Origin of the sequence: Pantoea piersonii (assembly GCF_003612015.1) — a bacterium.
GTDB classification, from domain to species: domain Bacteria; phylum Pseudomonadota; class Gammaproteobacteria; order Enterobacterales; family Enterobacteriaceae; genus Pantoea; species Pantoea piersonii.
Genome location: NZ_RARB01000008.1, coordinates 110755 through 136910, shown reverse-complemented (window position 1 = coordinate 136910; position 26156 = coordinate 110755). Strand labels below are relative to the sequence as shown.

General features: G+C 58.3%; 23 protein-coding genes. 7 read left to right on the top strand and 16 right to left on the bottom strand.

Going from position 1 to position 26156, the window contains the following annotated elements; all coding sequences use genetic code 11:
* The first annotated feature begins 14 nt into the window (after positions 1 to 14).
* From tehB to mgtE, 3 genes are all read left to right on the top strand, one after another.
* The gene (gene tehB / locus D7S44_RS19155; protein ID WP_120457576.1) at positions 15 to 611 is read left to right on the top strand and encodes a tellurite resistance methyltransferase TehB; all 597 of its coding nucleotides are present in this window, start codon (positions 15 to 17) and stop codon (positions 609 to 611) included.
* Positions 612 to 733: 122 nt separating this feature from the next.
* Positions 734 to 925: a YfgG family protein gene (locus tag D7S44_RS19150; RefSeq protein WP_120457574.1), complete on the top strand. Its 192-nt coding sequence runs from the start codon at positions 734 to 736 to the stop codon at positions 923 to 925.
* Positions 926 to 1048: 123 nt separating this feature from the next.
* Positions 1049 to 2482 (top strand): magnesium transporter, encoded by a 1434-nt coding sequence (mgtE, locus tag D7S44_RS19145; RefSeq protein WP_120457572.1) that lies wholly within the window; start codon positions 1049 to 1051, stop codon positions 2480 to 2482.
* Here mgtE and D7S44_RS19140 read toward each other — a convergent pair.
* Positions 2476 to 3000: a helix-turn-helix transcriptional regulator gene (locus tag D7S44_RS19140; RefSeq protein ID WP_120457570.1), complete on the bottom strand. Its 525-nt coding sequence runs from the start codon at positions 2998 to 3000 to the stop codon at positions 2476 to 2478. The two genes, mgtE and D7S44_RS19140, sit on opposite strands and share 7 nt — an antisense overlap.
* A 455-nt stretch (positions 3001 to 3455) precedes the next feature.
* Between D7S44_RS19140 and D7S44_RS19130 the strand changes: the two genes are divergently transcribed.
* Positions 3456 to 3635, top strand: a complete 180-nt coding sequence (locus tag D7S44_RS19130) for a DUF2158 domain-containing protein (protein WP_120457567.1) — start codon at positions 3456 to 3458, stop codon at positions 3633 to 3635.
* A gap of 16 nt (positions 3636 to 3651) precedes the next feature.
* Here the strand turns inward: D7S44_RS19130 and D7S44_RS19125 are convergent, their stop codons facing one another.
* The 3 genes from D7S44_RS19125 to guaB all read right to left on the bottom strand — a co-directional run bounded on the left by D7S44_RS19125 (position 3652) and on the right by guaB (position 7653).
* Positions 3652 to 4434 (bottom strand): DUF3750 domain-containing protein, encoded by a 783-nt coding sequence (locus D7S44_RS19125; protein ID WP_120457565.1) that lies wholly within the window; start codon positions 4432 to 4434, stop codon positions 3652 to 3654.
* Between the two features lie 99 nt (positions 4435 to 4533).
* Entirely contained in the window at positions 4534 to 6114 is a 1581-nt protein-coding gene (gene guaA / locus D7S44_RS19120; protein ID WP_120457563.1) for a glutamine-hydrolyzing GMP synthase, read from the bottom strand.
* Between the two features lie 72 nt (positions 6115 to 6186).
* Positions 6187 to 7653: an IMP dehydrogenase gene (gene guaB / locus D7S44_RS19115; RefSeq protein WP_120457561.1), complete on the bottom strand. Its 1467-nt coding sequence runs from the start codon at positions 7651 to 7653 to the stop codon at positions 6187 to 6189.
* Between the two features lie 169 nt (positions 7654 to 7822).
* Between guaB and xseA the strand changes: the two genes are divergently transcribed.
* From xseA to D7S44_RS19100, 3 genes are read left to right on the top strand one after another with little or no spacing between them, the layout of a single operon-like run.
* Positions 7823 to 9196 carry an exodeoxyribonuclease VII large subunit gene (gene xseA / locus D7S44_RS19110; protein ID WP_120457559.1) on the top strand — a complete coding sequence of 458 codons (1374 nt, stop codon included), beginning with the start codon at positions 7823 to 7825 and terminating at the stop codon, positions 9194 to 9196.
* Positions 9197 to 9243: 47 nt separating this feature from the next.
* Positions 9244 to 10257: a M4 family metallopeptidase gene (locus D7S44_RS19105; RefSeq protein ID WP_120457557.1), complete on the top strand. Its 1014-nt coding sequence runs from the start codon at positions 9244 to 9246 to the stop codon at positions 10255 to 10257.
* Positions 10254 to 10598: a protealysin inhibitor emfourin gene (locus D7S44_RS19100; RefSeq protein ID WP_120457555.1), complete on the top strand. Its 345-nt coding sequence runs from the start codon at positions 10254 to 10256 to the stop codon at positions 10596 to 10598. Before D7S44_RS19105 ends, D7S44_RS19100 begins: the two co-directional genes overlap by 4 nt.
* 95 nt (positions 10599 to 10693) lie before the next feature.
* Here D7S44_RS19100 and D7S44_RS19095 read toward each other — a convergent pair whose 3' ends face one another.
* The 12 genes from D7S44_RS19095 to pbpC all read right to left on the bottom strand — a co-directional run bounded on the left by D7S44_RS19095 (position 10694) and on the right by pbpC (position 26156).
* Positions 10694 to 10852 (bottom strand): type I toxin-antitoxin system Hok family toxin, encoded by a 159-nt coding sequence (locus D7S44_RS19095; protein ID WP_081141507.1) that lies wholly within the window; start codon positions 10850 to 10852, stop codon positions 10694 to 10696.
* A gap of 322 nt (positions 10853 to 11174) precedes the next feature.
* On the bottom strand, positions 11175 to 13607 hold the full coding sequence (locus D7S44_RS19090) for a glucose/quinate/shikimate family membrane-bound PQQ-dependent dehydrogenase (RefSeq protein WP_120457553.1): 2433 nt from the start codon (positions 13605 to 13607) through the stop codon (positions 11175 to 11177).
* 403 nt (positions 13608 to 14010) lie between these two features.
* The gene (der, locus tag D7S44_RS19085) at positions 14011 to 15501 is read right to left on the bottom strand and encodes a ribosome biogenesis GTPase Der (RefSeq protein ID WP_120457551.1); all 1491 of its coding nucleotides are present in this window, start codon (positions 15499 to 15501) and stop codon (positions 14011 to 14013) included.
* A 164-nt stretch (positions 15502 to 15665) separates the two neighbouring features.
* Complete coding sequence (gene bamB, locus D7S44_RS19080) at positions 15666 to 16847, bottom strand: outer membrane protein assembly factor BamB (protein WP_120457550.1); 1182 nt, start codon at positions 16845 to 16847, stop codon at positions 15666 to 15668.
* Positions 16848 to 16866: 19 nt separating this feature from the next.
* Positions 16867 to 17484 carry a YfgM family protein gene (locus D7S44_RS19075; protein ID WP_120457548.1) on the bottom strand — a complete coding sequence of 206 codons (618 nt, stop codon included), beginning with the start codon at positions 17482 to 17484 and terminating at the stop codon, positions 16867 to 16869.
* Between the two features lie 39 nt (positions 17485 to 17523).
* On the bottom strand, positions 17524 to 18798 hold the full coding sequence (gene hisS, locus D7S44_RS19070; RefSeq protein ID WP_120457546.1) for a histidine--tRNA ligase: 1275 nt from the start codon (positions 18796 to 18798) through the stop codon (positions 17524 to 17526).
* 101 nt (positions 18799 to 18899) lie between these two features.
* The gene (gene ispG, locus D7S44_RS19065; protein WP_120457544.1) at positions 18900 to 20021 is read right to left on the bottom strand and encodes a flavodoxin-dependent (E)-4-hydroxy-3-methylbut-2-enyl-diphosphate synthase; all 1122 of its coding nucleotides are present in this window, start codon (positions 20019 to 20021) and stop codon (positions 18900 to 18902) included.
* A 37-nt stretch (positions 20022 to 20058) separates the two neighbouring features.
* Positions 20059 to 21069, bottom strand: coding sequence for a cytoskeleton protein RodZ (gene rodZ / locus D7S44_RS19060; RefSeq protein WP_120457542.1), 1011 nt, complete (start codon positions 21067 to 21069; stop codon positions 20059 to 20061).
* The gene (gene pilW / locus D7S44_RS19055) at positions 21059 to 21796 is read right to left on the bottom strand and encodes a type IV pilus biogenesis/stability protein PilW (RefSeq protein ID WP_371315540.1); all 738 of its coding nucleotides are present in this window, start codon (positions 21794 to 21796) and stop codon (positions 21059 to 21061) included. Before pilW ends, rodZ begins: the two co-directional genes overlap by 11 nt.
* A gap of 78 nt (positions 21797 to 21874) precedes the next feature.
* Positions 21875 to 23044 carry a dual-specificity RNA methyltransferase RlmN gene (gene rlmN / locus D7S44_RS19050; protein WP_120457538.1) on the bottom strand — a complete coding sequence of 390 codons (1170 nt, stop codon included), beginning with the start codon at positions 23042 to 23044 and terminating at the stop codon, positions 21875 to 21877.
* Between the two features lie 185 nt (positions 23045 to 23229).
* Positions 23230 to 23661 (bottom strand): nucleoside-diphosphate kinase, encoded by a 432-nt coding sequence (gene ndk, locus D7S44_RS19045; protein ID WP_003848684.1) that lies wholly within the window; start codon positions 23659 to 23661, stop codon positions 23230 to 23232.
* Between the two features lie 170 nt (positions 23662 to 23831).
* The gene (gene pbpC / locus D7S44_RS19040; RefSeq protein ID WP_120457536.1) at positions 23832 to 26156 is read right to left on the bottom strand and encodes a peptidoglycan glycosyltransferase PbpC; all 2325 of its coding nucleotides are present in this window, start codon (positions 26154 to 26156) and stop codon (positions 23832 to 23834) included.

The following is a 26156-nucleotide window of genomic DNA, read 5'->3' as shown; positions in this document are numbered from 1 at the left end:
AATGAAAGCGAACCATGATTAAAACTGAAAACTATTTTGCCGAAACCTATGGGCTGACGCCGACGCACTCTGAAGTGCTGGCGGCGTTGCCTCATCTCAATCCAGGCAAAGCGCTGGATCTCGGCTGCGGCAATGGCCGCAACAGCCTGTTTCTGAGCCAGAATGGCTTCGACGTCACCGCCTGGGACCACAATCCCGCCAGCCTGGCGCGTCTCGAGCAGATCGTCGCGCAGGAAGGGATAACCAATATTCATACCGAGCAGCGTGACCTGAATCAGACGCGCTTCAACGGCGGCTACACCTTTGTGTTCTCCACGGTTGTAATGATGTTCCTGCAGCCAGAAACCATTCCGCAGCTGATTGCCGATATGCAGGCGAGCACGGTGAGAGACGGGCATAACCTGATTGTCGCGGCGATGAGCACCGATGATTACCCCTGCCCGCTTGCTTTCCCCTTTACGTTTAAATCGGGCGAGCTGAGCCACTACTATCGCAACTGGCACATCCTGAAATACAACGAGCATGTTGGTCAGTTACATAAGCGCGACGAACAAGGCAACCGCATCAGCTGCCGTTTCGCCACGCTGCTGGCGCAAAAAGCCAGCCTGTAAACCGGGGCTGCGTAACGCGGCCCTCCAGCCCTGCTCTTTTTTTAATCGGCGGTTGATTTCAACGCAGCATTATGACTAAATGTTGCCATCGCCCGACAGGGTCTTTACAGGAAACACCTCGCGTGAACAGCGCCATCCCTTCCCGAAGACGTCCCAAATCCGGTTCATTTACCCGGATCGTTTTACTGATTAGCTTTATTATTCTCGCTAGCCGCCTGATCTTTATCCTGCCTGCCGCTTTTGAACATCATCAGCAGAAAAAAGCCGCGCCGCAATCTGCCCCTTTGAGCACAGCTATTCGCGACAACACTTAACCATCCTTCACTTTTGCATCTCCAGACGAAACGCAGCCTGAATAACCGCGTCTTTTTTTGCGTCCTTTTGCGAGGCGAACCGCTACACTTCGTGCTGTAACTTTCAGACACAAGGGACTCGTTATGTCTGCCTCGCATACTCAACGTTTAAGTGAAATTCGTCATCGCATTCTGACGCTGCTGCTCAGTGAGCCGGATCTGGTGGACGCGCTGCTGGAGAAATCTGGCGAGCGCAGCCCTGAACAGCAACGTGAAAATGCGGCGCACCAGGCTGCGCTGGAGCAGGATATCGCTCAGCTGCACGCAGCGGATTTAGCCGATATTCTTGAAGCGCTACCGGAAGAGGAGCGCCAGGCGCTGTGGCGTCTGGTTCCTACCGTGCAGCGCGGCCATGTGCTGGTCGAGGCTTCTGAAACCGTCTGGGCCAGCCTGACGGAAGAGATGAGCGACCGCGATATCCTGCGCGCCATTGAGCCGCTCGATATTGACGATCAGGTCTGGCTGGCGCGCTACCTGCCGCGCGATCTGACCGGGCGTCTGCTGGCGACGCTGGAGCCGGGCCAGCGTGCGCGCGTGCTCAGCGTGGTCGATTTTGATCGCGATCGTGTCGGGCGCATTATGGATTTCAATATCCTGACGGTGCGCGCCGACGTCACGCTGGCAACGGTGCAGCGCTATCTGCGCCACAGAAAAAGCATGCCGAACGGCACAGATAAAATTTTCATTACCGATGAAAACAACCTGCTGCTGGGCGAGCTGTCGCTGACCGATATTCTGCTGAACAAGCCGAAAAAACGCGTCGAGGAGGTGATGAACACCTCGCCTACCACCTTTCAGCTCAATGATAAAGCCGAGGACGCGGCGGGCGCGTTTGAACGCTATAACCTTATCTCCGCTGCGGTCATCGACGCGAAAGGCAAGCTGATTGGGCGCGTCACCATTGAGGACGTGGTCGATCTGGTTAACGAAGAGAACGAAAGCAATATTCGCCGCATGGGCGGCATCAGTCAGGAGGAGGATGTATTTGCGCCGGTGCGCAAAGCCGTGCGCCGACGCTGGGCCTGGCTGGCAATCAATCTCTGTACCGCCTTTATCGCGTCGCGCGTTATCGGCCTGTTTGAAGACACCATCTCCCAACTGGTGGCGCTGGCAACGCTGATGCCGATTGTAGCCGGTATCGGCGGCAATACTGGCAACCAGACCATCACGATGATTGTACGCGCGCTGGCGCTGCATCAGGTCGAACCGGGCAACTTCTCGTTTTTGATTGCGCGCGAACTGGGCGTCGCGCTGCTTAACGGCCTGTTCTGGGGCGGCGCAATGGGGCTGATTACCTGGCTGATGTACGACAATCTCGAGCTGGGTGGGGTAATGATGCTGGCGATGATGCTTAATTTGCTGCTGGCGGCGCTAATGGGCGTGTTGATCCCGCTGATCATGACCAGACTGAAACGCGACCCGGCGGTAGGCTCCAGCGTGCTGATTACGGCGATTACCGATACCGGCGGCTTCTTTATTTTCCTCGGTCTGGCGACGCTGTTCTTGCTCCATCACTGATTGTTGCCGTCAGCGGCGGAGGCTATGCAGTGCGCATAGCGCTGCATCGTCTGTTGCAGGTTGAGCCGCAGCGTCACCTGCGCCAGCTCACGCGTCGCATCGGGAATAGCGTAGCTGCCGCGCTGTTCCAGCCACTCCAGCACATCCGCCAGATGCCAGAGCGCGGTTTTGCCATCATGCACCGGCAGCGGAAACTGCGAACTGTGGCTGAGCATCAGCTTACGCATATTCTGTCGGGAAACGCCGATAATGTCGGCGACATCCGTCAGGCCGACAAGGTCGGGCGCAGCCTCGGTGAGCTGCGCCCCGGGCATTGCGCTCTGCACATTCCTGATGGCGCTCAGCACCGCTCGCTGTGCGCTGGACGCCTCTCGGGTAAACTCCAGTGCCACTTTTCCCGGCACGCCCAGCCCCACCAGCGCATCGTCACAGCCCGCGTCGATCAACTGCTTTAACAGCTCGTCTTCCGGTAAAAGAGGTTTCGGCAGCTGAAAACGCAGCGTAAAAATATATTCCATGTTTGCTCCTTAATGCAGTTTGCGCACCGCAATACATTTATCAACCACCCGCCGCAGCGCTCGCGCGTGGTTAAAAGCGTTCCGCGGCGTACTCCAGATAACGCTGATGCAAAACTCTCCGCAGCGGCATGCCACCGAGTGCATGGGACAATACATTTTGCCCCAGCCATGATGCCCCATTGTCACTATCTGCCACCCGTACGCTTCGGCATGACGCAGCGCCGCTTCAATCTCTTTAGCTGGATGCCGTCTTCTTTCCATCGTAATGCACCTTACCCTGAACACCTGAGGTTGTCAACTGACAACCTAGCTGCTTTTTTTGTCTGCTCAGCAGCATGCCTTATGTTGCTTTATTCAGGGAATTCCATGAAAAATCATGGAAGAGCCGCCGCAAAAGATTTTATGCAGGGGGACGCCGTGCGCCCTACACTTCCTTAAAACCAAAGGAGAAAAGCATGTTTAAACCTGATGATTTTGTGCAATCGAAAACCGGTGGACCAAAGATGCTGGTGCTGCGTGTGGAAGGCGAAACGCTGTGGTGCGCGCGTGTTGATGACGCGACGAAAAAAGAGATCGAAGTGAAGGCGGACAGCGTTAACCTCTACCACGAAGATGGGGATTTCGGCGTCTGCTGACGCCTGCGCCGGGCCTTTAGCCCGGCGGATTGTCCTGCTGAACGTTCTGGTTACCGAGACCGCCGATAAAGGGCAGACGCAGACGCAGCGGGGTAAAATCCACGCCCATATTTAGTCCCAGGACGTTAAGCTCAACCCCCTCTTCCGCCCCCAGCGTCACGCCAGCGACGCCCAGAATGGAAATCTGAATTCCACGGCCCGAGGGCGGCAAACCAACAGGACGCCACAGCGGCCGGTAATCTTTGCCGAGCGCGTTGGCTGGCATGTCGAGTTTCAAGGCCGGCACTTCACGTCCAATATGCGCAAGAAAGGTATTGCTGTTCGGTCCCGGCCAGGCGTGATAAGTATTTGGCCAGGGGTAAGATTTAATCGCCGCCTCAATGTGCGGGATCATCGCTTCAGCCTCCGCGCCGCGGTGCTCTACCAGCAGGCGCGGCTTCGCGCCATACCAGTAGCCGTCCGGCAAATTGCTGTTGCGGCGTACTTTGCCGCCACTGCCCCAGCTGATCACTTCATAACGGTTGTAATGCGTCTCGCCCGCACGCTTGAAGATAATCCACGGGTGCACCGCTACCGCCCCTTTCCAGCCGTAGGTCGGCGCGGCATAGACCTGCACAATAGCCTGAGCTGCATAGCGTTGCGGATCGGGTGCCAGGCCCGCGGAGTCGCGCCGTGCTGACCACCAGCCTCCCTGACCGCCGGAGAGTTCTCCATGGCGCGTCGCCTGCGCCAGACTGGCGCCCAGCGACAGCAGGATCACCAGCAGAATGCAAAGGCTCAGTGCTTTAAGTGGCAGCATAGGGGTATCCGGGAGTAAGGGGCAGAAAGAAAATCGCCAGCCTGTCTGGCGACAGGCTGGCGATGGATTAATCAACGCGCTTCAGTGTAAGCGGAAAGGTTATTCCCACTCAATGGTCGCTGGCGGCTTGCCGCTGATATCGTATACCACGCGGGAGATGCCGTTGACTTCGTTGATAATGCGGTTAGAGACGCGGCCGAGGAAATCGTACGGCAGATGCGCCCAGTGCGCGGTCATAAAGTCGATGGTCTCTACGGCACGCAGCGAAACGACCCAGTCATATTTACGACCGTCGCCCATCACGCCCACTGAACGCACCGGCAGGAACACGGTAAACGCCTGGCTCACTTTGTTATAGAGATCTGCTTTACGCAGCTCTTCAATAAAGATCGCATCGGCGCGACGCAGCAGATCGCAATACTCTTTTTTCACTTCGCCCAGCACGCGCACACCGAGACCCGGACCCGGGAACGGATGGCGATAGAGCATATCGTACGGCAGGCCCAGCTCCAGACCAATCTTGCGCACTTCATCTTTGAACAGCTCTTTCAGCGGCTCAACCAGGCCCAGCTTCATCTCTTTCGGCAGGCCGCCCACGTTGTGGTGCGATTTGATTACGTGCGCTTTGCCGGTAGCGGAGGCGGCAGACTCGATCACGTCCGGATAGATAGTGCCCTGCGCCAGCCATTTCACGTCGGTCAGCTTGCTCGCCTCTTCGTCGAACACTTCCACAAAGACGCGGCCAATGATTTTACGCTTGGCTTCTGGATCGTTTTCGCCCGCCAGCGCGTCAAGGAAGCGCGCTTCAGCCGGTACGTGGACGATATTGAGGCCAAAGTGGTCGCCGAACATATCCATCACCTGCTCCGCCTCATTCAGACGCAGCAGACCGTTGTCGACGAATACGCAGGTCAGGCGCTCGCCGATAGCGCGGTGCAGCAGCATCGCGGTTACGGAGGAATCTACACCGCCTGACAGGCCGAGGATCACTTTGTCGTTGCCGACCTGCACACAAAGACGTTCAACCGCGTCTTCAATGATTTTTGCTGGCGTCCACAACGCTTCGCATTCGCAGATGTCGAGCACGAAACGCTCCAGCATGCGCAGTCCCTGGCGGGTGTGCGTGACTTCCGGATGGAACTGCACGCCATAGAAACGCTTCTCTTCGTTAGCCATAATGGCGAACGGACAGGTTTCGGTGCTGGCGACGGTCACAAAATCGGACGGAATGGCGGTCACTTTATCGCCGTGGCTCATCCAGACGTCGAGCAGCGGCTTGCCTGCGGCGCTGATAGCGTCTTCAATATCGCGAATCAATGCGCTCGGGGTGATGACTTCTACCTGTGCATAGCCGAATTCACGTTCGTTAGAGCCTTCGACTTTGCCGCCCAGCTGCATCGCCATGGTCTGCATGCCGTAGCAGACGCCAAGCACCGGAACGCCTGCGTTGAAAACGTACTCCGGCGCGCGCGGGCTGTTGAGTTCGGTGGTGCTTTCCGGACCGCCGGAAAGGATGATGCCGTTCGGGTTGAACTGGCGGATCTGCTCTTCGGTGACATCCCATGCCCAGAGTTCGCAGTACACGCCCAGCTCACGGACGCGGCGCGCGACCAGTTGCGTGTATTGAGAACCAAAATCGAGAATCAGAATGCGATGTTTATGAATATTTTCCGTCGTCATTGAGGCGTTTCCAGAGCGGGTAACTTGATAATGAAAGCGCCCGGCTTATGCCGGGCGGTAAATCTTAAGGGATCAGGATCCCATACGGTAGTTCGGTGACTCTTTGGTGATGGTCACATCGTGCACGTGGCTTTCGTTGATGCCCGCGCCGCTGATGCGTACAAACTCCGCTTTGGTGCGCAGGTCGTCAATGGTCTGGCAACCGGTCAGACCCATACAGGAGCGCAGGCCGCCCATCTGCTGGTGAACGATCTCTTTCAGGCGGCCTTTATAGGCGACGCGGCCTTCAATGCCTTCCGGCACCAGTTTATCGGCGGCGTTATCGCTCTGGAAGTAACGGTCAGAGGAGCCTTTTGACATCGCGCCCAGCGAACCCATGCCGCGATAGGATTTGAAAGAGCGGCCCTGATAAAGTTCGATCTCGCCAGGGGACTCTTCGGTACCAGCCAGCATAGAGCCGACCATAACGGCTGCCGCGCCGGCAGCGATAGCTTTAGCAATATCGCCAGAGAAGCGGATACCGCCGTCAGCGATAACCGGAATGCCGGTGCCTTCCAGCGCTTCAACAGCGTCAGAAACGGCAGTGATCTGCGGAACGCCTACGCCAGTCACGATACGGGTAGTACAGATAGAGCCAGGACCGATGCCGACTTTTACCGCGCTTACGCCCGCCTTCGCCAGCGCCAGTGCGCCTGCGCCGGTCGCGACGTTGCCGCCGATAATGTCTAAATCGGGGTATTTTGCGCGCGTTTCGCGGATACGCTGCAGCACGCCTTCTGAATGGCCATGCGACGAGTCAATCAGCAGCACATCGACGCCAGCAGCGACCAGCGCATCGACGCGCTCTTCGTTGCCCGCGCCCGCGCCGACTGCCGCGCCAACGCGCAGACGTCCCTGCGCATCTTTACAGGCGTTCGGTTTACGTTCTGCTTTCTGGAAATCTTTAACGGTGATCATGCCGAGCAGATGGAAGCTGTCGTCCACCACCAGCGCTTTCTCAACGCGTTTTTCGTGCATTCTCTGCAGCACGACATCACGCGCCTCACCCTCTTTTACCGTCACCAGACGCGCTTTCGGCGTCATCACTGCGGTAACCGGCTGCGTCAGATCGGTGACGAAGCGCACGTCGCGGCCGGTGATGATGCCGACCAGCTCGTTGCTTTCGTTCACCACAGGATAGCCGGCAAAGCCGTTGCGCTCGGTCAGCGCTTTCACTTCCGCCAGCGTCGTGGTCGGCAGTACGGTTTGCGGTTCGGTTACCACGCCGCTTTCATGTTTCTTCACCTTGCGAACTTCTTCCGCCTGGCGCTCAATTGACATATTTTTATGGATAAAGCCCAGACCGCCTTCCTGCGCCAGCGCAATAGCCAGGCCCGCTTCGGTCACAGTGTCCATAGCGGCGGAGAGCATCGGGATGTTCAGACGAATATTTTTCGTCAGCTGAGTGCTGAGATCGGCCGTGTTAGGCAGAACGGTGGAGTGAGCAGGAACGAGCAGAACGTCGTCGAAAGTAAGGGCTTCTTTAGCGATTCTTAGCATGGCAATATCTCAACCTGGGGTGAATGAGAACAGATAAAATATTGCCGCGGCATTATACAGGCCGTAATCGTTTGCCTCCAGCATTATTTTAGAAAAACTCTTGATCCTCTCTATCAGCCATGTAGTATCGGTTAATTAACCCTCTGATTTACTATTTGATCTCCATCACATGTCGCTACCGCCGATTGCCAATGTTTTTACCGTCAGCCGCCTGAATACGACGGTGCGTCAGCTCCTGGAACAGGAGATGGGATCGGTGTGGCTGAGCGCGGAGATCTCTAATTTTTCCCAGCCCGCTTCGGGCCACTGGTATTTCACGCTGAAGGATGACGGCGCACAGGTGCGCTGCGCCATGTTCCGTAACAGCAACCGTCGCGTCACCTTTCGTCCACAGCATGGCCAGCAGATTCTGGTGCGCGCTACCATTACGCTTTATGAGCCGCGCGGCGACTACCAGCTGATTATCGAAAGCATGCATCCGGCGGGCGAAGGCGCGTTGCAGCAGCAGTTTGAATTGCTGAAGGCGAAACTGGCGAGCGAAGGCCTGTTCGACCAGCAGCACAAACAGCCCTTGCCCGAACCGGCGAAACAGGTCGGCGTGATCACCTCGGCGACCGGCGCAGCGCTGCATGATGTGCTGCGCGTGCTGCATCGTCGCGATCCTTCACTGCCGGTCGTTATCTACCCTACGCCAGTTCAGGGCGCGGACGCGCCAGCCGCTATCGTGCGCGCAATTGAACTGGCGAACCAGCGTGCGGAATGCGACGTGCTGATTGTCGGGCGCGGCGGCGGCTCGCTGGAAGATCTCTGGAGTTTTAACGAAGAGCGCGTGGCACGCGCCATTTTCGCCAGCCGCATTCCTGTCGTCAGCGCGGTCGGCCATGAAACCGACGTGACTATCGCCGATTTTGTCGCCGACCTGCGCGCGCCCACCCCTTCTGCCGCTGCTGAAATAGTGAGCAGAGATCAGACAGAACTGCTGCGACAGTTGCTCTCCCAGCAACAACGGCTGGAAATGGCCATGGATTATTATCTGGCGCAGCAACAACGCCGCTTCTCCCGCCTCGATCACCGCCTGCAACAGCAACATCCTCAGCTTCGCCTGGCACGACAGCAGACCGCTCTGTTCCGCCTGCAACAGCGGCTGAGCGAGGCGATGGAAAACCAGCTGCGTCAGACGCTGCGCCAGCAGGATCGCCTTGCGCAGCGTCTCGCCGCCCATCAGCCGCAGCCGCATCTGTTTCAGGCGCAGCGCCAGCTGGAGCAGATGCGCTATCGCCTGCAGCAAGGCATGGAAAAGATGCTCAACCGCGACAGGCAACGCTTTGCGACGCTTGCCGCGCAGCTGGAAGGCGTCAGTCCGCTGGCGACGCTGGCGCGCGGCTTCAGCGTCACCACCGATATCACGGGTCAGGTGGTGAAAAAAACGGCCCAGCTACAGAGCGGCGATACGCTGCGCACGCGTCTCGACGACGGCTGGGTGGAAAGCCAGGTGACCAGCCTGCTGCCAGAAAAAAAACGACGCCGTAAGACCACTTCCTGAGCAAAGACTATACTTTTTGACACATCACTTGTGCCAAGGAGTCGGGTATGTCCTACAGCGTTATTCCTCCCTATATATTGCGTAACATCGTCGCCCACGGTTCCAGTCATCAACAGGATTATGCACGCCGCACGCTGCTGCACGTTCAGCATCTGATGGCGGAGAACTGGCAGAAGCCGGTTGCGCCAAAGACGGCGGCGGGCGGTCATGTTGAGCGTGAAATCTACGATGCGAAAAACACTCAAAACCTGCCAGGCGATCTGCTGCGCACCGAAGGTCAGTCAGATACGGGCGACATCGCCGCCAGAGAAGCCTGGGATTATCTTGGCGTCACCTACGATTTTTTCTGGCAGGCCTATCAACGTAATTCGCTCGACAATCAGGGGCTGAAGCTGCTTGGCACCGTTCACTATGGCAAGGCGTATCAAAACGCCTTCTGGAACGGACAGCAGATGGTGTTTGGCGACGGCGACGGCGAAATATTCAATCGCTTTACCATCGCTATCGACGTGGTCGCGCATGAGCTGACGCATGGCGTAACCGAAACCGAAGCCGGGCTGATCTATTTCGAGCAGGCGGGTGCGCTGAATGAATCGCTTTCCGACGTATTCGGCTCGCTGGTGAAGCAGTACCATCTCAAGCAGAGCGCCGATAGCGCCGACTGGATTATCGGCGAAGGGCTGCTGGCAAGCGGCATTAAAGGACGTGGGCTGCGCTCGATGGCAGAGCCGGGTACGGCCTATGACGATCCAATGCTGGGTAAAGATCCTCAGCCCGCGCATATGGATCACTATGTGCAGACGCGCGAAGATAACGGCGGCGTTCACCTTAATTCCGGCATACCTAACCGAGCCTTTTATCTCGCAGCGAAAGCGCTGGGCGGCTATGCCTGGGAGCTGGCGGGCTGGGCCTGGTACGACACGGTGTGCGATAAATCCCTGCCTCAGGATGCCGATTTCAGCACCTTTGCGCGCCTGACTATTCAGCACGGCGAACGTCGCTTTAACCGTTCGGTGGCGCAGTCGATTGAGCAAGCGTGGAAGGAGGTTGGTGTGCTATGAGTTCCTTTCCTGAACTGACCGACGATGCGGTCATTGAGGTCGAACGCGAAGGCGGGCTGGCCTTTATCCCGGGCCTGCGCGGCGCGCGGCGCTTCGCGCTGGCTCAGCTGCCGCAACCGCAAAAGCAGCGCGTCTGTCAGGTTCTGGAACAGGCATTGCCGCTGGGCGAGCCTGAAGATAAAGCGCCGGAGATGGGGCGCAGCGATCAACGCTACTTCCGCATACAAATCAGCTATGCCACGCACCGTGAAGTCGGCACCATTGTATTGCTGATCCCGGAACAGATCGCGCCGCCGGCGCTGGAGGCGCTCTGGCGTGACGGCGAAGATCCTGAAGAGTAAAGGCCGTCACGCAAGTGACGGCCTTATGAAGGCGCTTCAGACCTGTCCAGCCAACAGTCGGTTAAGGCGGGGATTCACTCCCCGCCTTCCGGTTGCTACTTACCAGATTCGTAAGCCATCGAAGCAGCCACCTCGCGCTGGTTGTCCCGGTAGCGGATTTCACACAGCGATTTCCGCGTTAGCCAGGTAAAGATTAAAAGTGTGAGACACACCAGTAATACGCAACATACCAGCGTTAGCTGTGGCAATTTCATGGTCACTCCTCCTTGCGCAGAGCGCGGTAAGAGGCTACCCTGCTGTTGTTCGGACAGTGGGGCAGCCTCGTGGGTTAATGAAAATTAACTACGGGGCTTTCTCTTTTCTGCCTGACAATCAGCATGCCGATCGCTTAAGGCAGAAACCTCAAGCGCCGCCGCGATTATACCCTCTTCTCTCCCCTGCCCAACCCGCACGCTACTACTTAGCGAGCTGCTTATCAGGCGTTTATGCAATTGCCGTCACACTTACAATTCCTTGTGCGCCAAATAAAAAAACCCCACGCCGGAGCGCAGGGTTTTTAGTAAAAACGCTTAGCCGTTATGGCAGCGCATAGGCAATCACATAGTCGCCGCGATCGGGCGACTGACGCGCGCCGCCTGCGGAGATCAGGATGTACTGCTTACCGTTTTTCGGTGACACGTAGCTAATCGGGCCGCCCTGACTGCCCACCGGCAGGCGCGCTTTCCACACCTCTTTACCGGTTGAGCTGTCAAAGGCGCGCAGATAGTAATCCTGCGTACCGGCGATAAACACCAGACCGCCCTGCGTCGCCAGCGTACCGCCCAGCGTCGGCATGCCGATCGGCATCTGCGCATGCATTTTGATACCGAACGGACCCGTATCCTGCACCGTGCCTACCGGCACCTGCCAGACGATTTTACGCGTCTTCATATCGATCGCCGACAGCGTGCCAAACGGCGGCGCCTGGCATGGGATGCCCAGCGGCGACATAAAGCGGTTTTTGTTGACCGCATACGGCGTGCCTTTCAGCGGAACCGCGCCCATACCGGTATTGATCGCTTCGCCGCCGTTGCTGCCGCGAGCGATTTTGCTGGTATCGGTCGGGATCATCTGCACCCACAGGCCGAGACGCATATCGTTGACGAACATGTACTGGTTGTTCGGGTCAAAGGAGATGCTGCCCCAGTTCATCCCGCCGAGCGAACCCGGGAAGCTGAGCGACTTATCGGTGTCCGGTACGGTAAACAACCCATTGTAACGCATTGATTTAAATGCAATGCGGCACGCCAGCTGGTCAAACGGCGTCGCGCCCCACATGTCCGACTCGGTCAGCGTCTGGTTGCCAATCTGCGGCATCTCGGTCGAATGCGGCTGGGTTTTGGTGTACTGCTCGTTCGGGATATGGCCCTGCGGCATCGGCAGCTCTTCGACTTTGGTCAGCGGCTTGCCGGTTTCGCGATCCAGCACGAAGATCATGCCGGTTTTCCCGCCGATAACGACCGCGGGTTTAGTGGTGCCGTCCTTCATCGGGAAATCGACCAGGCTTGGCTGCATCGGCAGATCGAAGTCCCACAGATCGTTATGAACGGTCTGATAAACCCACTTCTCTTTACCGGTGGTTGCATCCAGCGCCAGTACGGAGGCGCCATATTTATGATCCAGCGCGGTACGGTTAGCGCCCCAGAGATCCACAGAAGAGCTGCCCATCGGGATAAACACCGTGTTCATCGCCGGATCGTATGACATCGGTGCCCAGGAGTTCGGGGTGCTGCGTTTGTAATTCTGACCCGGCATCAGCACGGCGTTTGGATCGACATTGCCTGGGTCGAACGCCCAGCGCTGCTTGCCGGTAATAACATCGAAGCCGCGCAGAACGCCGCCCGGCATATCGGTCTGAACGTTATCCGCAACGCGGCCGCCGACCACTACCGTCGTGCCCGCCAGCGTCGGCGCTGAAGTCAGCTGATATTTCGGATCCTGCGCTTCGCCCAGCCCTTCTTTCAGGCTGACCACGCCATGGTCACCGAAGTTTTCGCAGAACTCGCCGTTGTCGGCGTTGATGGCGATCAGACGCGCATCAATGGTGTTCATCAGAATACGGCGTTGACAGGTATCGCCCGCCGCCAGGGTGGCTGCCGGCACCGGCGTTGAGCCTGGTTTGCTCGGCTGGGTCAGCGGTTTGGTGGCGTCGAAGTAGGCCAGACCGCGACAGCGCGGCCAGACTTCCGCCTGCGCGTTGATTCCGCGTTTCCAGATCTGCTTGCCGCTGTCCGCTTCAACCGCAATCACGTTATTGTGCGGCGTACAGAGATAGATCGTGTTGCCAATCTGCAGTGGCGTTTGCTGATCTTCCGCGCCGTTGCCGGTTGGACTAATCGGCGTATCGCCAGTATGGAATGTCCAGGCGACCTGCAGGTCTTTTACATTGTCGCGCGTGATTTGATCCACAGCGGCAAAGCGATCGCCGCCTGGAGTGCGACCATAGTTATTCCAGTCCTGCTGCGGTTTGCTTTTATCAACCGGGATCAGCGGCAGCTCTTTGCCGGTGAACGCCACGGTTGGATGCGGCTGGAACATCTGCACCAGCGTGCCGACCATGCCAACAGCGATTAGCGCTGAGAGCGCATAAGAAACTTTCGCCAGCGAAGACTTTCCTTCGCGCTTGCGCAGCGCAGGCCAGGTAAGAAACGCCAGCAGCATCAGACCAGCCGGCACCATCAGGCGCGATACCAGCGGCCAGAACGACCAGCCCGCGTCCGCCAGCGCCCAAATCAGCGTGCCGACGAATACCAGAATAAACAGCACAACGGCAGAGGACTTACGACGGAAGAACTGGATCGCTGACAGCAGAGTCACAATACCTGCAATCAGGAAATACCAGCTACCACCCAGCGAAACCAGCTTACCGCCGCCGATAGCAAAGAACAGGCCGATTGCCAGCAGCACCAGCCCCAGCAAGATCGACCAGATACCCAATCCTTTGCCGGATCGGGATGTTGTTTCAGCCATAACACAAACTCTCCTGAAAAAATAAAGCATCCGCGCCGCAGCGAACGCACCGAACAATGTCGCTAAGCGTGACGTTGTCTGACGCGCCGGATATAGCTTTATTTTATTTCGTAATAGTACGGACCCATGTCCAGGTTGCAGGCATTGTGAGCGAGGAGGCATAAATGATGTTCTGCCCTCGTCGCAATACAGGGCAGGATTGTACCACTTGGTACATTATGAGGTGAACATTTATAACGGGATGTAAACGCGACAATAGCATTTTTGCTACAAACACCCGGGCAGGCCGCGCTGTTTCATTGCTTCTTACAGCCCGCCCAGGATCGTTTGCAAAAGTGAGAAAAGCGTCAGAGGTTTTTCTCTGCCCCTGAAAACAACAAAGGGACCTTTCGGTCCCTTGGGTTTAACGCTTGTTTTTCTTCAAATGCGCGAGCAGGCGCTTACGCTTGCGCTGCTGCGTCGGCGTCAGCAGGTTGCGTTTGCCCGCAAAGGGGTTGTCGCCCTCTTTAAACTGAATACGAATCGGCGTGCCCATAACGTTGAGCGAACGACGGAAGTAGTTCATCAGATAGCGCTTGTAGGAATCCGGCAGGTCTTTCACCTGGTTACCATGGATCACTACGATAGGCGGGTTATATCCCCCCGCATGCGCATACTTAAGCTTCACGCGGCGTCCGCGCACCAGCGGCGGCTGATGGTCTTCGGCAGCCATATTCATAATGCGCGTCAGCATAGAAGTGTTAACGCGTTTGGTCGAACAGTCATAGGCTTCGGTGACCGATTCGAACAGGTTGCCGACGCCGCTGCCGTGCAGCGCAGAAATAAAGTGCACGCGGGCAAAGTCGATAAAGCCGAGACGATAATCCAGCGTCTCTTTGACCTCGTCCTTGATCTCCTGCGTCAGGCCGTCCCATTTGTTCACCACGATCACCAGCGAGCGGCCGCTGTTAAGGATGAAGCCAAGCAGCGACAGATCCTGATCGGAGATACCTTCACGCGCGTCGATTACCAGCAACACAACGTTAGCGTCTTCAATCGCCTGCAGGGTTTTAATAACCGAGAACTTTTCGACTGTATCGGTGATCTTGCCGCGCTTACGCACGCCCGCGGTATCAATCAGGATATATTCGCGATCGTCGCGCTCCATCGGGATATAGATGCTGTCGCGCGTGGTGCCCGGCATGTCGTACACCACCACGCGATCCTCGCCGAGGATACGGTTAGTCAGCGTGGACTTGCCGACGTTGGGACGGCCGACGATAGCAAGCTTGATCGGCAGACCGGTCGGGTCAAACGCCTCTTCTTCCTCTTCTTCCAGCGTTTCGCCGTTCTCTTCCGCCGCGAGCGCCGCCCAGTAGGCTTCGTTCTCGTCCTCTTCCGTTACTTCGCGCGGATCGACTTCATCCATCCACGGCAGCAAGACGGTTTCCAGCAGGCTGGTGACGCCACGACCGTGCGATGCGGCAATAGCGTAGATATCACCCAGCCCCAGCGAGTAAAAATCGGCAACCGCTGAGTCGGGATCGAGGCCGTCGGTTTTGTTCGCCACCAGGAACGTCGGCTTTTTACGCGAACGGATATGGTTAGCGATCTGCTTGTCCGCCGGCATCAGGCCCGCGCGCGCATCCACCATAAACAGCACGACATCAGCCTCTTCAATCGCCAGCAGCGACTGCTCAGCCATACGCGTTTCGACGCCCTCTTCAGAGCCGTCGATACCGCCGGTATCAATAACAATAAATTCGCGCCCTTCCACTTCGGCGCGACCATATTTGCGATCGCGAGTCAGTCCAGGAAAATCCGCCACCAGCGCATCACGAGTGCGCGTTAAGCGGTTAAACAGCGTGGATTTCCCCACATTGGGACGCCCAACCAGCGCGACCACAGGTATCATAACAATGCCTCAATAAAAAAATTAATCGCCCGAATGGCGTGATTATAACGGTTTTAACCGCCAGGTTCAGGCTGAAGGCGCTAAGAATATCATGCCTGACTAAAAACGAAACGGCTCCTGACGCGTCAGGAGCCGTTAGACGGAAGGCAAATTCCGGTAGCGGATTAACGCGTAATCGCGTAAACCTCGCCGCCTTTAGCCTGAATGATCAGCTTATCGCTGGCGACGACCGGCTCGGTCTGGAAGCCATCGCTGTCCACTTTCTGCTGCGCCACGAAACGGCCGTCAGCGGTATTAAGCCAGTGCAGATAGCCTTCGCTGTCGCCCACAACCAGGTAGCCGTTAAACAGCACCGGCGCCGTCAGGTTGCGGTGCAGCAGATCGCTCTGACGCCAGATGGCGACGCCGCCATCAGCATTCAGCGCGATAACGCGGTCATCCTGATCCACCAGATAGATGCGGCCGGCATCGACAATCAGATCTTTGACGCCGCCGATTTCACGCTTCCACAGGATCTGGCCGGAACGCAGATCGAGCGCGGTGAGGTTGCCGTTATACGCCAGCGCATAGACGACACCGTTGACGATTACCGGCGTCGTATCGACGTCGTTCAGGCGATCGATTTCGGTCGCGCCGCTCGGCTGAGAGATACGCTGCTGCCAGATTAACTGGCCCTGATTCATGATCACTGCGCTGACGCGGCCGTTATCGCCGCCGACAATCGCGCCGCCGAAGGCGGTCGCTGGCGCAGACTCGCCGCGCAGCGACAGCGCAGGCATGTCGAGGTTAACGCTCCACTTCACTACGCCGCTGCTCTGATCCAGTCCCTGCAGCATACCGTTGCTGGTATGCACCAGCACCAGACCGTCACTCACTACCGGGCGCGACAGCGCTTCGCCAGCGACTTTGGTCTGCCAGGCGAGACTGCCGTCGCTGCTGTTCAGGGCGAACAGCTGACCGCGCTCACTACCGATGTAGAGATGATCGCCTGCAGCGGTCACGCCGCCGGAGAGCAGTGCTGAGATATTTTTCGAGAAAAAGCCGGTTTTCTCAGAGAGATCGACTTTCCATTTTTCTTTGCCGTTGGACGCATCCAGCGCTTTTACCACGCCGAAACGATCAGCCGCAAATACGGTATTGTCCTGCCATGCCGGATGCAGGTTAGAGTAGAAATCGCCAACGCCGTCACCAACCGACGTGCTCCACACTTCCTGGGGAGTAAACTGGTTTTCCACCTTTGGCAGCGGGGCCATTTTTACTACATCTTCTTCGCCGCTGAACAGCGAACAACCGCTGAGCAAAGTGACTGAAATCAGTCCTGGCAGCAGGTATTTACGTAATTCCATGCGCTCTCTCTTGACTGGCTTAGCTTAAGTTATTCATCTTCATCTGCATCATTTGCTTCAGCGCCGGAGAAGCGTCTGACTCAACGCCTTTGCTCCACGCATCGCGCGCGCCCTGCTTATCGCCTTTGCTCAGCAGCGCTTCGCCGCGAATATCCGCCACAATGGCTGTCCAGCCATCGCCCTTGACAGCGTCGAGGGTTTTAAGGGCGGCATCCGCCTGATTCTGTTGCAGTTGAATGCGCGCCAGCCGCAGGTTAATCACCGCCTGCAGATTGGCATCCTTGGTGTTCTTCAGACCGTTTTCCAGCAGGGAAGAAGCCTTGTCCAGCTGGTTGGCGTCAACATACTGTTTCGCCACGTCCATCGCCGCCAGCGCACCGTAGGTATTGCTGTTTTCGCTGACGAATTTCGCTACCGCATCCAGCGTCGCTGGCTGATCGGCTTTCATGGCGGTGGTCACTTGCTGATACTGTGCGGAAAGCGCTTTTGACGAGCCCTCTTCATGACTGGCCCAGTAGCGCCAGCCGCCCAGCGCGGCAATGCCGATAATCACGCCGACCGCCAGCGCCTTGCCGTTATTAGCAAAAAAGCGACGTAACGCGTCAACCTGCTCATTTTCATTGCTATAAACTTCCACGCGATCCCTCTCCTTTCTCTGGTTGGCGCCGTGCCACGCTTACTGTAACAGCGTGCGCAATGCAGCAGCAGCCTCTGTCTGCGCCAGCGTTTGCTGATCGCCGCTGCGCAGATCTTTGATAACGACCTGACCGGCTTTCACTTCATCTTCACCTACCACCAGCGCGACGCGAGCGCCCCACTTGTCGGCGCGGGCAAACTGTTTCTTGAAGTTGCCGCCGCCAAAGTTGGTCATCAGCTTCAGTTCCGGCGCTTCGTCGCGCAGTTTTTCCGCCAGCTGCATAGCAGCGGACTGAACGCCCTGGCCCGAAGCGATAACATAGACATCAACAACGCGCGTCGGTTCAAATTCAGGATTGACCGCCTGAACCAGCAGCACCAGACGCTCCATGCCCATGGCGAAACCCACCGCCGGCGTGGCGCGGCCGCCCAGTTGCTCGACCAGACCGTCATAACGGCCGCCGCCGCACACAGTGCCCTGCGCGCCAAGGCTCTCGGTCACCCATTCGAAAACGGTGCGGTTGTAGTAGTCGAGGCCGCGAACCAGGCGCTGATTGACGCGATAGGCGATGCCCGCATCGTCCAGCAAGGCGCACAGCCCCTGGAAATGGTCGCGTGATTCATCGTCGAGGTGATCCATCAGCTGCGGCGCGTCGTTAAGCAGCGTCTGCACCTCTGGATTTTTGCTGTCCAGCACGCGCAGCGGGTTGGTGTACATACGGCGCTTGCTGTCTTCGTCCAGCGTCTCTTTGTGCTGTTCAAGGAACGCCACCAGCGCTTCGCGATAGTTGGCGCGCGCCTCCAGCGAACCAATGGAGTTAAGCTCCAGGCGCACATGATCAGCGATGCCCAGCGCTTTCCACCAGCGTGCGGTCAGCATAATCAGCTCGGCGTCCACGTCCGGGCCCTGCAGACCGAACACCTCGGCGCCCATCTGATGAAACTGGCGATAGCGGCCCTTCTGCGGACGCTCATAGCGGAACATCGGGCCCATATACCACAGACGCTGCTCCTGATTGTAGAGCAGGCCATGTTCGATACCGGCGCGCACGCAGCCCGCGGTCCCTTCGGGACGCAGCGTCAGGCTTTCGCCGTTGCGGTCGTCAAAGGTGTACATCTCTTTCTCGACCACGTCGGTGACTTCGCCGATGGCGCGTTTAAACAGCGGAGTCTGCTCTACGATCGGCATGCGTATTTCGCTGTAGCCGTAGCTGGCCAGCACCTGCTTGAGCGTGCCTTCAATGCGCTGCCAGATAGCCGTATCCGCTGGCAGGTAGTCGTTCATGCCGCGGATAGCTTGAATATTCTTCGCCACGTTAAAATCTCTTAATACAAAAAAACCTGTCCGGCATCATACCTTATGAGGATGAAACCGCACAGGTTCATTAAACAAAGTCGCGCTGCGCGCGCCGACGCTTAGTTTTCCAGCTGCTGTACGTTGATGCGGCGATTCTCGTCCAGCATGGTCGCTTTGGCGCGGATACGCGCTTCAAGCTGATCGATCATATCGTCGTTGTCGAGACGATCGCGCTGACGCACGCCATCTTCGTAGAAGCCGCTTTTCTTGTTGCCGCCGGTCACGCCCAGCGTCGACACCGTAGCTTCGCCGGGACCGTTAACCACACAGCCGATAATTGAGACGTCCATCGGCGTGATGATATCTTCCAGCCGCTGTTCAAGCGCGTTCACCGTGCCGATAACGTCAAACTCCTGACGCGAACAGGTCGGGCAGGCGATAAAGTTGATGCCGCGCGCGCGGATGCGCAGCGACTTCAGAATGTCGAAGCCGACTTTCACCTCTTCTACCGGATCGGCCGCCAGCGAAATACGCAGCGTATCGCCAATCCCTTCAGAGAGCAGCAGCCCCAGCCCGATAGCTGATTTCACCGCGCCCGCACGCGCGCCGCCCGCTTCGGTAATGCCGAGGTGCAGCGGCTGATCGATCTGTTTCGCCAGCAGGCGATAGGACTCAACGGCGAGAAAAACGTCCGAAGCCTTTACGCTGACTTTGAACTGATCGAAGTTAAGACGATCGAGATGATCGACGTGGCGCATCGCTGATTCCAGCAGCGCCTGCGGCGTCGGTTCGCCATATTTTTCCTGCAGATCTTTTTCCAGCGAACCGGCGTTCACGCCGATACGGATCGGAATATTGTGGTCGCGCGCGCAATCCACCACCTGGCGGATACGTTCGTTGTTGCCGATATTGCCTGGGTTGATACGCAGGCAGTCGACGCCATATTCGGCGACTTTCAGCGCGATGCGATAGTCAAAGTGGATATCCGCCACCAGCGGTACGTTTACGCGCTGCTTGATCAGCTTAAAGGCTTCGGCGGCATCCATGGTCGGCACAGAGACGCGGACGATATCTACGCCGACGCGCTCAAGCGCTTTAATCTGATTGACCGTGGCTTCTACATCGGTTGTACGGGTATTGGTCATCGACTGAACGGCGATAGGCGCGCCATCGCCGACAGGCACCTTGCCGACATAAATCCGGGTCGATTTACGACGGATGATGGGTGCTTCGTTATGCATATTCTTTCTCCACAATTGCCCGGGGCGCGATGCAGCGTTATTGCGCACCCAACGTCAGGCGAGCAACCTGGTTATTACGGATAAAACGACTTAAATCAACCGGCTGGTTCTGATATTGCACCTGCACCGCAGACGGCGCGCCGATTTTCAGGCGATAAGGCGCAGTACCGGAAAGGCTGAGTTTACCACCGCTACGTTGCATTCCGCTGAACAGTTTTTTACCGGTGGCGTCGGAGACTTCGAGCCAGCAGTCGGCATTGAAGTTCATTACGACGGTATTAGGATCGGCGGCCGCTTCGCCAACGGCTGCGCCGCTGGTCGGCAGCTGGCCAGCGGTAGCTGACGGGCTGGCTGCGTTACCGACCGGCGCCTGGCTCGGCGACACGACGGCGCTGTTCGCCGACGTTGCGGCTGGCGCGGCGCTGTTGGCGGCTGGCTGTGCAGGCGCGGTGCTGGAGGGCTGGCTGGCGGCTGGCGCCGCCGCGCTGGCGTCCGCGCTGTTAGTTTCGTCCGGCGCGGCAGGCGCAGCCGTCTCATTGCTGGCGTCATTGCTGCCGCCGTCGAGCGGAATCGACTGGCTATTGTCGCCGCTGCTGCCGTTTTGATCGGCCATAGAGACCAGATCGTCCTGCGAAGCTTTATGGTTTTGCCACCACCACGCGCCGGTCAGGCCGATCACCACAAATAACACCAGCCAGGTGAAAATCATCAGCCAGCCGTCGCGTTTTTTGCGGCGTTTGCCCAGCGAGAAGTTCTGCATCGGTTCGATTTTGGCGGCACGCACCGGCGTCTGCTTCGCCATCATCGGCAACAGTTCCTCTTCAGGAATGTGCACCAGACGCGCATAAGAGCGAATGTATCCACGCAAAAAGGTCGATGCCAGATCGGCAGGCGATTTGTCCTCTTCGATATCGCGTACGGTCGTAAGTTTCAGGCACAGGCGTTCAGCCACGTTTTGCTGAGTCAGCCCCATTTTCTCACGGGCCAGACGCAGGCGTTCGCCTGTGGAATGTACTGCAGAGTTGTCTTGAGTGGCTTCAGTATTCATTAGCTAAATAACGCTGGTACTGTATCGATTGTGGAAAACTTCGCGCCAACCGGTCGCCATAACGTGTAACGTCAGCAGCGTTTCCCTGTTGCGCGGCGAAACGTATCTGTAACTCTAAGCTGCGCGCCGTAGCAGGCAGATATTGCTGATAAAGCTCCATTAACAGTAGAGCACGCGCCGGATAGAGGGGGCGTTGTTTTTCCGCCTCATCCAGTAATGCGTCGCCTTTCGCGCGGTTCGCCCCAAGCGCCCGACTCAGCGCCGCTCGCGCGGCCAGCATATCTTCCGCCTGAAGATAACAATATCCCGACAGCTCCCACGCATCGATGCGCGCTTCGCTCTCCGACGCGCTCATCGCCCGCTTAAACTGTTGATGCGCTTCGTCATACTGCCCTAAAGCGCAGAGAAACGCACCGTAATTGTTAGCGACGTAGCCATTTGTCGGCGCCAGCCGCTGCGCCTGTTGATAGTCGCGCGCCGCCTCATCACGGCGGCCCTGTTTTTCCGCCAGACGCGCCAGCGCCAGGGCCATTCGGTAGTCGCGCGGCGCGGCGGCCTGCGCCCGCTGAAAGTTGCGGCGCGCGGCGACGAAATCGTCCGCCGCCAGGTAGTGCATACCCAGCGCCAGGCGGGTCTCCGCCGCGCCCGAATAAGGGCTACGACTGACACACCCGGTTACAACAATCAGGGCCAGCAGGCTGGCTGGTAATCCCTTACCCATCTTCATTCTCCTGTTCGCGACGTTAATTACGTGGCAGCAGCCTGCCACGCGTCACGACCAGGGAAAACTGCCATGTTCCCTGTTTCAGAGCGCCTTCACAGATATGGGTTCGCCCGCCATTTTTTTACGCATCGTACGCTTGGTGCGGTCAATAACGTCGCCCGCCAACTGACCACAGGCTGCATCAATATCGTCGCCGCGCGTTTTACGCACGATAGTCGTAAATCCATATTCCATCAAGACCTTAGCGAAGCGGTCAACCCGGCTGTTAGAGCTACGGCCGTAAGGCGCGCCCGGGAAGGGGTTCCATGGAATCAGGTTGATTTTGCTCGGCGTATCTTTTAACAGCGCCGCCAGCTCATGCGCATCGTCGGTACTGTCGTTCACATGGTCCAGCATCACATATTCGATAGTGACGCGTCCCTGATTGGCGTTCGACTTCGCCAGATAGCGCTTCACTGCGCCGAGGAACATCTCGATATTGTACTTTTTGTTAATCGGCACGATATCGTCGCGCAGTTTATCGTTCGGCGCGTGTAGCGAAATCGCCAGCGCGACGTCGATCATATCGCCGAGCTTGTCCAGTGCCGGCACTACGCCTGACGTGGAGAGCGTGACGCGACGCTTGGAAAGGCCGAAACCGAAATCGTCCAGCATGATTTCCATCGCCGGTACGACATTGTTGAGGTTGAGCAGCGGCTCGCCCATACCCATCATCACCACGTTGGTGATGGGACGCTGACCGGTGACCTTCGCGGCGCCGATAATTTTCGCCGCGCGCCATACCTGACCGATAATCTCCGAAACGCGCAGGTTGCGGTTAAAGCCCTGCTGCGCCGTTGAGCAGAATTTACACTCCAGCGCGCAGCCAACCTGCGAAGAGACGCAGAGCGTGGCGCGATCGTCTTCCGGGATATAAACGGTTTCCACCAGCTGATCGCCGACGCGGATCGCCCATTTGATGGTGCCGTCGCTGGAGCGCATCTCTTCCGCCACTTCCGGCGCGCGGATTTCCGCAATCTGGCTCAGCTTCCCGCGCAACACCTTATTGATGTCGGTCATCTGCTCGAAATCATCGCAGCAGTAGTGGTACATCCACTTCATCACCTGATCGGCGCGGAACGGCTTTTCGCCCATAGAGAGAAAAAGCTCGCGCATCTGCTGGCGATTGAGATCGAGCAGGTTAATTTTTTCGCTTTTGGGGGCAACGGCAACGGGGGAAGCGGACGACGGCGTCACAATCTGTTCGGACATAATGTTCTCTGGCCTCGTTATTACACGTTATGGCTCTGGTTAAGGATAGAAAAAAAAGACGCCCTTGCTGAGACAAGCTCAACAAGGGCGCGATATTGTACAACATCTGCGGTGTGATGCCAGGGTAGACGGCGCGCGTTAGCGATAAATTTGTAAAGCGCGCGGTCCGGCTGGCCTCGACGCGATTAACGCGTGCGCGGGCAGATCTCGTTTTCGCCAAAGAAGTAGGCGATTTCACGCGCGGCAGACTCAGCGGAGTCAGAACCGTGGGTCGCGTTTTCGGTGAAGCTGTCAGCGTAGTCAGCGCGCAGCGTGCCAGCCAGCGCGTTAGCCGGGTTGGTCGCGCCCATCAGATCGCGGTGACGCTGAACGGCGTTTTCGCCTTCCAGCACAGACACCACAACCGGACCAGAAGTCATGAACTCAACCAGACCGTCGAAGAACGGTTTGCCCTGGTGCTCAGCGTAGAAACCTTCAGCCTGCTCTTTGCTCAGCTGCAGCATTTTAGCGCCAACGATTTTGAAGCCTGCGCTCTCAAAACGGTTGTAGATGGCGCCAATTACGTTTTTAGCAACGGCGTTTGGTTTAATGATGGAGAAGGTACGTTCGATTGCCATGTTGACCTCTGTCTTTAGCATCCTGAAGAAACCGGGAACCCACTCCCGGTAAGAAAACGCGCCGATTATAGGGAGATCAACGGGCGTTGCCTATTAGCTATCGTATGATTTATTGAAAATTATTGATAATTGTCGATGCAGGCAGGCAAATAATGTGCATTGCGTCATTTTCAGTCGCGGGTAAAGGAGACGGTAGTGAGCTGCCCCGCCTCATCCATCACCACCAGCTGACAGGCGCCGGCGTCGCGCAACGCCAGCTGCGCGCGATCCTTCTCTACGCCCTGCTCTACCGGCTCGCCGTTTAAAAACCACCAGCGGCGCTCGCCCTGCCCGCCCTGCACCGTTACCGGCAATATCAGCACCGCTTTGCCAGGCAGCGGCTGCACATGCTGTCCATTGATGACGCCGGTAATCACCATCGGCGCCGCATTGCCCTGATGCAGCGGCGGGCAGGCTTCGTCAACCGGCGGCAAACGCTGCGCACGCTGTTCGCTTTTTGGCAGCCAGGGCTCAAGCGGCAGCGGCCACAGCAGCCGTTCGCGACTCTGGGCATCGGGGCAGTCCGCCGCCACGCGTCTTCCCTGCGGATTTTGCCAGTAGCGCAGCCGCAGGCCGTTAACGCCTTCCTGCCCTGGCGCCAGCAGCGTCGGCGGCAGGGTCTGGTTCAGCACCCAGCTTTGACGGCGCTGACGACAGTTATCATCCCCGGCGGGCAGTGGCTGACCGCCCGGCCAGCAGATGCTCTGCGCGCTGACCGTCGCAGGACGCGGATCGCGCGGCGTGCCGCCGACGGGCATATGGCCAGCCAGCAGATTCGCCACCTGATGCATAACCGGCACCGCCGATGCGAAACCGAACTGACCGGCGACCGGCGTGGCGTCCGGTCTGCCAACCCAGACGCCGATGAGATAGCGCGGCGTGACGCCGATGGTCCAGGCATCGCGATAGCCGTAGCTGGTGCCGGTTTTCCACGCCAGCGGCACAATGTCGCTCACCGCGCCGCTGGCGGAGGGTTGCGCGTCGCCCGCCAGTATGCGCCGCACGATCCAGGCCGCGCCCGGCGACAGCAGACGGCGCTGCTGCAGCGGCTGATCGGCCAGCAAACGCAGCTGGGCAGCGTTGCCCTGGCGCGCAAAGGCGCTGTAGGCCGCCACCAGCTCATCCATTCGGGTGCCGGTTCCGCCTAACGCCAGCGACAGGTTGGGCTCCGCGCCCGCCGGAAACCGCAGGTTCAGGCCAGCGTTGCGCAGCCGCGCCGTCACGCTTTTCGGCCCGAGCGCGTCAAGCAGCTGTACGGCGGGAAGATTAAGCGATCGCTTCAGCGCTTCGCTCGCGCTCACCGGGCCGTGAAAACCACTGTCGAAATTGCCGGGCCGGTAGTCACCAAAGCGGCGCGGCACGTCCTGCAGCAGTGATTCACCGTGGATCAGGCCGTCATCCAGCGCCATGCCATAAATAAAAGGTTTCAGCACCGATCCCGGCGAGCGCACGCTGGCGATCATATCGACATGGCCGAAACGCCTCTCGTCACGAAAATCCACCGAGCCGACGTAGCCGCGCACCTTCATATCGGTGTGATCGACCACCAGAATCGCCAGCGAGGTACGCGGCGGCAGCTGCGGCTTAAGGGAGAGAGCCAGAGTTTCCAGCTCGCGCTGCAGCGAGCTATCCAGCGTCGAGACGATCTTATCGCGCGTGGAGAGCGACAGCAGACGACGCGCCAGCAGCGGCGCGCTCTGCGGCATCTGACGCGGCGGCAGCCAGACCGGCTCCTGACGGATTTCATCGACTTCCTGCTGCGGCCAGACATGATTCTCCGCCAGCCGCTGCAGCACCTTATTGCGCGCCGCCTCGGCGCGCTGCGGCCAGCGATCCGGACGTAAGCGGCCAGGCGCCTGTGGCAGCACCGCCAGCAGCGCGGCTTCGCCCTTAGTCAGCTGTGAAGGCGGCTTGCCGAGCCAGATCCAGCTTGCCGCGCCCACCCCTTCGACCGTGCCGCCAAAGGGCGCGCGATTGAGATAGAGGGTAAGGATCTCGCGCTTCGACAGATGCCACTCCAGCTGTAACGCCCGCCACGCCTGCACCATTTTGCCAGACAGCGTACGCGGCTGGGGATCGATCAGGCGCGCCACCTGCATGGTCAGGGTGCTGCCTCCGGAGACAACGGCGCCGGCGCGCAGGTTCTGCCCTGCCGCCCGCAGGATGGCGATCGGGTTGACACCGGGGTGACGCCAGAACCAGCGATCCTCATAGTTGAGCAGTGCGTCAAGATAGGCGGGCGCAACCTCATCCAGCGTGACCGGATAGCGCCAGACGCCCTGTTTATCGGCAAAGCGCCAGAGCGGCGTCCCATCTTCCGCCACTACCACGCGCGCCGGCTGTACCTGCCGCAGCGGCAGAGGAAACAGCCGATCCATGCCGAGCAGCGCCAGCATCAGCGCGACAAAAACAAGCGGCGGCCAGAGCCACCGCTTTTTCCAGCCTTGCAGCTTCAT